This is a genomic window from Rapidithrix thailandica (assembly GCF_039710355.1).
GTDB classification, from domain to species: Bacteria; Bacteroidota; Bacteroidia; order Cytophagales; family Flammeovirgaceae; genus Rapidithrix; species Rapidithrix thailandica.
This window is the reverse complement of the sequence record NZ_JBDKWZ010000040.1, coordinates 1-3,708: the sequence shown is the minus strand read 5'-3', so window position 1 is coordinate 3,708 and position 3,708 is coordinate 1. Positions and strand designations below refer to the sequence as shown.

Genomic DNA, 3,708 nt, shown 5'->3' with positions numbered 1-3,708 from the left:
TTTTAGATCTCAATACATCGTCCCAAAAATGATATATCCCACCGACAAAAACCGTCAAGCAAAATACTGCTGAAATCCAGGCTATTACGCCTCTAACAATATTCCTATCTTCCGATGTCAAAACTGTCACTATGACTAAAAAACCAAATGATACTCCAAAAACCTTGGCAAATGGTAAATAATAGTTTCTGAGTTTTTCCTCAATAGTTGCTTTTAAGTTTTCAGAAATCAATCTATAGGATTTTAATTACTACTAACGGTTTGGCTAAACTGCGTTTTAATGCAGTTTAGGTTTTGTTGTGCATAGTTCTTATGTTGTAACTTGCTCCACTCCTTCTTCAGTTCCACCTTCCAAGTCTTCTTCCTGTGCTGGAATAAATGATAGAATATTATTGAAAATATGTCTAAAATTTTCCCAACTATTTTCTGAAACGGTAATAGTTTCCTGGAAAATGTTTTGGGCAAAAGATTCTTTTGAAAGTGCAACATTTTCAATTGACCGATTATAAACTCCTGAATCAATTATTACTCTTTTCCCGGCTTTATTCGTGTTTTGAGATTCACCACCTAAACTCAGTTCGGAACTGGTCAAATTAATCTTACTTTGACCATCAAATTCGGTTCCGATGTATAGTCTTTTATCCGTGACGATAGTTTTAATCTCGTCATCTGAAAACAAAAATTCAGTCGAGATATTTTCTGGCGATATTTTAAATGAATAAACACCTAAAGAATGATTGTTGACGATTTTAACATTTTTATTGTCCGAGTCAAAAATCCCGATTCTTATCTGTGAAACTTCAGAACTGTCAATCTTTCTTGATTCTACAAGTCCGTTTAGATAATTACGCAACTTAGCATCAGATAATTCATTAACAATTTCTGTATCACAAATTGAAGATTCTACATCAGCAGCAGAGCCAAATCTATAAAAATAAGATTCTTGAATCTCACTAAATTCACCTTTTGCGTGAAAATACCTAAGTGCTGATAACATATACTTCCAATCAGTTTTACCTTCCGTAATGATTAGGATATCATTTCCTGATTCAATTTTACCTTCGAGAAACTCTATTCTACTTTTTTGATCTGAGATTTTTTCGTAAAACTCTCGATTCGCAATCTGTAATTCTGAATATTCTTCTCTGTTTACCTCCAACACACGATGAATAGTTTCATTTCTTTTAAAAACCTCATAATACGAAGTAGAAGAGGGTGATAACGCAATAGAAGCTGGGGAATGAGTTGACATAACAACAGTAACATTTTTTGAAACAAAATATCTTTCTATTACTTGGAAGAAGGTTTGAATAAGAGATGGATTCAATACTGCATCAATTTCGTCAAGAAGGAGTAGTTTTTTTATTGAAGAATCATTTCCACTCAAAGAAGCGAAACATAGAGAAATAATAGTCTTTTCCCCATCTGATAAATCAGCTAATTTTCGAGATTGATCTTCCTCAATGCTGCCATCTTCTTTCTTATAAAATAATTGGGGTTGTTCATTTATTTCAACACCCTTAATGAAATAATTGTCCTTGAACTTATATTCCAGGTTTAATTCTTCGAAAAGGTTATTCAGTTCAACCCAAGGTGCAGTATCAAGCATGGAAGGGTCAAAATTATCTCTTCCAACATCTTTCATCTTCTCACTAACCTTTAAGGCATGATTGAAAAATATTTCACCAACTGAATTTGTGAACATATCGGTTTGTTTCCAAACAAAATCTGCCTCAAATAAGAGGTCCTTGAAGTCTTCTGAACTTATAGATTTTTGCCTAAACTCTTCCTCAGAGTATTTTTCAAGTAGAATATTTTTGGCTTTCACACATGAATCATAAAATTGAAGATTTCCTCTATCTAAGGGATTTAGCAAGTTTTGTTGATATTTCTGCCATGCTTGATTTCCAGAGCTTGTAAGAGCTTGGGAATTTGACGCAGTAATCTCAGGAATGCTAATGTTTTCCCTAAAGGATCTAAATTCTATATCATTGGTGGATAATTTATTGCCATTAAGCATTATTTCAGAGCCTATTTGACTATTTTGATTTTTGGCTTCCTGACCATAAATGATACTAAGTATTTGTGATTTACCCGCACCATTGACACCTGATAAAAGGATTAAATTTCCTTCGAATTCATATTGAAATCCAGAGTTAAATGACTTGTATTTTTGATTAAGCTTTATTGATAGTTTATTCATATATCGTTCTATTATGCACAACGGTTAATGTAAAATGCGTTTCAATGCATTTTTACATAGTGTTGTGCTTAGTTTTAATTATTCAGCAGTATGCCAATTATGCATTACAAATCGATCCTCGTATTCTAATACATACACTTTATCATTCCAATCTTTTCTCATTAAATATACACTTACAGGATTATTTAAAGTATTTGTTTTTGACTTTATTTCCTTGATTATTTCGTCAATCTCATTAAGGTTCATTGGAATACAGCTACCACTTGCTAAATCATATGAATTAAAGTATGACAAATAAGTTAAACCCTCACCCTCAAGCTCTCCACAATTGACCCAATATAGGCATGATATCCAGAAGTCAAGAATTGTTTTAAATTGAGTTTTAAGTCCATAATACATATCAGTTTCTTGATATTCATATTTACCAATTTCAATTATTTGTGGTTTTGGAGGAACTAATTCGCTACTAAATGTATCAAGAAAGTCCTTAATTTGTATAGGTTCAATTTGGCGGACAGATTTGCTGATTTTAGAGTCTTCATTTTCGGTTAGAGTTTCTAGATAATACCATTGACCATTATTGACTTTGAAAAAGTCTTGAATTAGTGTAATTATTTGTGGTTCAGATACACCGTGTGAAGATTCCCAATTTGATTCGTTTTCAACGAAGACACTAAATATATTTCCTTCTGCATTCCAAACTTTTCTAATTCTGTATGTTCTTTTGTCTGGCGATTTAATTGACTGATGTCTATCGAAATCAGGACAGAGGTATTCTCTTTTCCATAAGTACATTTTGATCTCATCCAAAACTTTGGACTTCAACCATTCATGAGAAGTAAATTTACAAAGGCTATTTATTCTCCAATATTTCATTTTTACTTATTTCAATTAAGCACAACATTTGTGTAACGCGCACATGCGCGTTATTTCTCTTATCTCAAATATCCAAATTATCCAGTGGACTCACAATGCCATCTACACTTTTTTTAGTAATATGAGTATAACGTTCTGTGGTCTTAGAAAATCCATACCCCATGAGATTTTGTATATATCTCAAATCAGTGCCCCTTTCTAACAAGTGTGTAGCAAAACTATGACGTAAGGTTTGAGGACTGGCTTGCTTGGTTATTTTTGTACGCTTTAAAGCTCTTTTCATTACTTTTCTAATACTGCTAGCACTGTAGTTTTTCCGATTTGGACTTTCAAATAACCAATACTCTGGTCGATAAATTCGATAGTATTCTCTGAGTAATGTCAACATTTTTTTTGATAGTAGGGTAGTCCTGTCCTTCCCTCCTTTACCATTCCTGACTAGTATAAGGCTCCTTTCAGACTACAATGATACTGTTTGGAAAGATTCGTAATGTATAATATACGTATACAAGTGTAAGATCATCATTATAATCGAATGGAAACCTGCTTACAATGTGGTAAGACGCTGAAAGGCAGACAGGACAAGAAATTCTGTGATAGTTACTGTAGAGCTGCCTACCATAACAATA

The 3,708-nt window shown here is 32.9% G+C and carries 4 protein-coding genes; all 4 read right to left on the bottom strand.

What is annotated here, in order from left to right; translation table 11 throughout:
* Positions 1-232 (bottom strand): hypothetical protein (locus AAG747_RS29160; protein ID WP_346824794.1); only part of this gene is annotated, 232 nt, incomplete at its 3' end.
* 78 nt (positions 233-310) lie between these two features.
* Positions 311-2,203 carry an AAA family ATPase gene (locus AAG747_RS29155; protein ID WP_346824793.1) on the bottom strand — a complete coding sequence of 631 codons (1,893 nt, stop codon included), beginning with the start codon at positions 2,201-2,203 and terminating at the stop codon, positions 311-313.
* Positions 2,204-2,281: 78 nt separating this feature from the next.
* Complete coding sequence (locus AAG747_RS29150; RefSeq protein ID WP_346824792.1) at positions 2,282-3,079, bottom strand: hypothetical protein; 798 nt, start codon at positions 3,077-3,079, stop codon at positions 2,282-2,284.
* A 64-nt stretch (positions 3,080-3,143) separates the two neighbouring features.
* A complete protein-coding gene (locus tag AAG747_RS29145) occupies positions 3,144-3,524 on the bottom strand; it encodes a tyrosine-type recombinase/integrase (protein ID WP_346824795.1) in 381 nt (126 codons plus the stop codon).
* Positions 3,525-3,708 lie beyond the last annotated feature (184 nt).

What these genes read in the sequence shown, in the direction of transcription:
- AAG747_RS29150 (WP_346824792.1), bottom strand. Translation starts at nt 3,079, where the DNA reads ATGAAATATTGGAGAATAAATAGCCTTTGTAAATTTACTTCTCATGAA.
- AAG747_RS29155 (WP_346824793.1), bottom strand. Translation starts at nt 2,203, where the DNA reads ATGAATAAACTATCAATAAAGCTTAATCAAAAATACAAGTCATTTAAC.